Origin of the sequence: Saccharopolyspora sp. NPDC050642 (assembly GCF_040654735.1) — a bacterium.
GTDB classification, from domain to species: domain Bacteria; phylum Actinomycetota; class Actinomycetes; order Mycobacteriales; family Pseudonocardiaceae; genus Saccharopolyspora; species Saccharopolyspora elongata.
The window spans coordinates 1-3,978 of the sequence record NZ_JBFAIN010000089.1 but is presented as its reverse complement, the minus strand read 5'-3'; the positions used below and the strand labels follow the sequence as shown (position 1 = coordinate 3,978).

At 67.9% G+C, this 3,978-nt stretch carries 2 protein-coding genes; both read right to left on the bottom strand.

Annotated features, from left to right (window positions below; translation table 11 throughout):
- A partial coding sequence (locus tag AB0H93_RS44175; protein WP_358582937.1) for a condensation domain-containing protein occupies nt 1–1,594 on the bottom strand: 1,594 nt, incomplete at its 3' end.
- On the bottom strand, nt 1,591–3,978 hold a 2,388-nt coding region (locus AB0H93_RS44170; protein WP_358582935.1), incomplete at its 5' end, for a condensation domain-containing protein. The genes AB0H93_RS44175 and AB0H93_RS44170, both read right to left, overlap by 4 nt.

The window sequence follows — 3,978 nt, the reverse complement described above, 5'->3', positions numbered from 1 at the left end:
GCAGATAGGCGGCCCCGGCCTTGAGGACGGCCAACACGGCGACGACCATGTCGACCGACCTCGGAAGCGCCAGCGCAACAACGGATTCCGGCCCAACACCCCGTGCGACCAAACAACGAGCGAGCCGATTCGCCCTCGCATTGAGCTCCGCGTACGTCACCGACTCACCACCACACACCACAGCCGTGGCCTCCGGCGCCCGCACAACCTGAGCCTCGAACAACTCCGGCAATGTGACCGCCGGAACGCTGGTCCGGCTCCCGCTCGATTCTTCGAGAAGCCGGTGGTGTTCGGCGTCGGTGAGGATGTCGATGCGCCCCACGTGCTGGTCGGGTTCGTCGACGACGGTTCGCAAGATCTCGACGAGACGTCCGGCGAATCCTTCCACTGTGGAGCGGTCGAAGACATCGGGCCGGTAGCCGAACCGCAGCCGGAGCCGCTCGCCGGGCATCACCACGAGGTGGAGCGCGTAGTGGGTGGCATCCCAGCTCGACACCGACGTTACGGTGATCGCGGAGGACGGGTTGAGCACCTCGTCGGGGTCGAGCGGGTAGTTCTCGAACGCGATGGCGGTGTCGAACAGTTCCCCGGTGCCGGCCTGCCGCTGGATGTCGGCCAAGCCGAGGTGTTGGTGGTCCAACAACCTGGCCTGCTCCTCCTGGAACCGGACCAGCATGTCCACGATGGACTCCGACGGATCCAACCGGATCCGGACCGGAATCGTGTTGATGAACAACCCCAGCACCGACTCCACCCCCGGAAGCTCCGGAGGACGACCGGACACAGTGGACCCGAACACCACATCCCCACGACCGGTCCACCGACTCAGCAACAACCCCCACGCACCCTGCACCACCGTGTTCAGCGTCAACCCACGCTCCCGAGCCCATCGGGCCAGTGCCGTCGTCAAGGGCTCGGGCAGTTCCAGCGAGTACCCGTCCGGCAGCACGGGAGCCCGATCCCCCGAACCCACCAACAGCGGCTGGGCGTCGTCCAACGCTTCGGCCCACGCGCCCAGCGCCGCGTCACGATCACGATTCGCCAGCCACGCGAGGAAGTCCCGATATCTCCCCGGAACCGGTAGATCGCTGTCGTCGCCGCGCCGGTCGTACAGGGCGAACAGCTCGCGGACCAGCAGCGGGAGCGACCAGCCGTCCAGCACGAGGTGGTGGTTGGTCACCACCAACCGGGAACGCCCCTCCCCCAGGTGAACCAGCATCAGCCGCAGCAGCGGGCCCCGCTGCACATCGAACCCGGCAGCCCGATCCCGCTCCAGCAGCCGCGTCAACTCGTGCCCGGCTTCTCCGCAATCCGAAAGATCCACCTCCGACCAGCCGATACCCGAATCCCGCGGTACGACCTGAACCGGACGGCTCAACCCCTCGTGAACGAAGCATGCCCGCAAGTTCGGATACCGCCGCAACAACACGTCCCCGGCGCGCCGCAACGCCTCCCCATCCACCTCACCCGCGAAGTCGAAGACCAACTGCATCACATACACATCGCCCCCGCCCCCGTCGTAGACGGCGTGGAACAGCAACCCTTCCTGCAACGGCGACAGCGGCAGAACGTCTTCGAAATCCGGGCTGGTCATCTGGAGTCCTTCCACCAAGATTCAAGTCGCTCGATGTCGTGCTGGTCGAGTCGGAGCAGGGGCAGGTCCGACGGAGTACGTCCACCTGTTCCGGGCCGATCGACGTGGGCGAGGAGTCCGTTCAGGACGGCCAGCCAGTCCTGCGCGAGGTCGTGCACGACTTCGCGGCTGGTGACATCGGTGTGCCAGGACCACGTCGCTGTCAACCGCGCCCCGTCGGGACGGTCTTCCGCGATCGCGTTGATCTCGATGCCATGCCCCACGCCCAGCCCCGGGTCCGCACCACCGCCGAGGGCATCGGCTTCCGGCGCCCAGGCCCACTCACCGCCGGCAGCTGCGCCGAATCGCCCCAGGTAGTTGAACGCGATCTGCGGACGCGCGAGCCTCGCGAGCTCTGACGCGGTGTCCGGATCGAGGTACCGCAGGAGTCCGTAGCCCAAACCGTGATCGGGAATCGCCCGGAGCTGCTCCTTGACCTGCTTCAACGCTGTTCCCAGAGCGGGGCCTCCGGTGGTGATCTCGGCCCAGTCGAGTTCGCTGGGATTCAGCAGCACCGGGTGCAACGTGGTGAACCAACCCACCGTTCGGGTCAGGTCGACCCCCTGGACGACCTCCTCGTGCCTGCCGTGCCCTTCCACATCGACCAGCACGCCGCCCGCTGAGCCGGTGTGGTGCCGCACAGCCAACGCCAGCGCCGTCAGCAACACGTCGTCGACACCGGCGAAGAACGCCGCAGGGACCCTCGTCAGCAACGCCGCCGTCTGCTCTGCAGGCAGTGAGACGTTCAACGACCGCACTCCTGCCACCGTGTCCCCGCCCGTGACGTCGCGATCGGTCACACGCACGCCGGGATGGGCCAAGGCCTCTTTCCAGATCGGCAGCTCCGACGCCCGCGATTCCGCGAGTTCGCCCAACAGGCCGGCCCACTGGCGGAACGAGGTGCCGACCGGCTGCAACTCCGCGGGCCGCCCTGCGGCCAATGCTCGGTGCGCTTCCCGCACATCCGACACCAGAACGCGCCACGACACCCCATCGACCACCAGATGATGGGCGACCAGCAGAAGTCGTCCTGGTCGTGAACGGCCCGCGTCCAGCCAGACCGCCCGGAGCATCACCCCTCGTGCGGGATCCAATCCAGCCGCTGCGGACGCCTCCGCCCCGGCCAGCACGACCCGCCAGTCCGGATCAGCCTCAGGAACTTCGGCTCGCTCCACCAGATCGGCGGCATCGACCGACCCCACCGGCGGCACCACCAGGCCCTGCTCACCCAACCGAGCCCGCAACAGATCATGACGATCCACCACAGCCCCGAGAGCCGATGCCAAGGCCCCCAACGACAATCCGGCCGGGACCTCCAGCACCACCGACTGGAAGTAGGCCGCCCCCAGATCACCCCGTTCGCCCAGCCAATGCATCACCGGCGTCAACGCCACGCCCCCGACCCCGGAAACCACCGAGGCCGACGCCGAACCCGATGCCGCCACCACCGCCAGTCCGGCCGGAGTCCGGTGCTCGAACACCTGACGCGGGCTCAGCACCAAACCAGCCCTGCGCAACCTGGCGACCAGTTGGATCGACAAGATGCTGTCCCCGCCCAGCTGGAAGAAGCTGTCCTCCGGGCCGACGTCGGCGATCTCGAGCACCTCGGCGAACGCCTCGCACAACAGCCCCTCCCGCTCGGAACGTGGACCTCGTCCTCCCCCTGCCTTCACCTCGGGCGCGGGGAGCGCCTCCTGATCGAGTTTCCCGTTGGAGTTCAACGGCAATCGGTCCAGCAGCACGACGGCGGTGGGCACCATGTAGTCGGGCAGGGCCCTGGCGACGTGATCCCGCAGCCCGTCCGGCTCACAACCGTCGCCGGTCGGCACCACGTAGGCCACCAACCGCTTCTCCCCCGGCCGATCCTGCCTTGCGACGACGACGGCGTGAGCCACCTGCGGGTGGGAGGTCAGGGCGGTCTCGACCTCGCCGAGCTCGATCCGGAAGCCGCGCACCTTCACCTGGTCATCGACCCGGCCGACGAACTCCAGCTCGCCATCCCGGTTCCAGCGCACCAGGTCACCGGTCCGGTACAGCCGACCGCCCGCAGAGCCGAACGGGTCGGCGACGAAACGATCCGCGGTCAGGCCGGAACGCCCCGAGTAGCCGCGGGCCAGCCCACTTCCCGCGAGGTAGAGCTCTCCCACCACACCAGGCGGCACCATCCGCAATTCGGAATCCAGCACATAGACCCGGGTATTGGAAATCGGCCGGCCGATCGGCGGCGCCTCCACCGGCCGGTCATCGCGCCAGAACCACGCCGTCGCATAGACCGTCGCCTCGGTCGGCCCGTAAATGTTGGCCACCAAGCAGTCCGGGAACACCGATCTCACCCGGGATAGCAG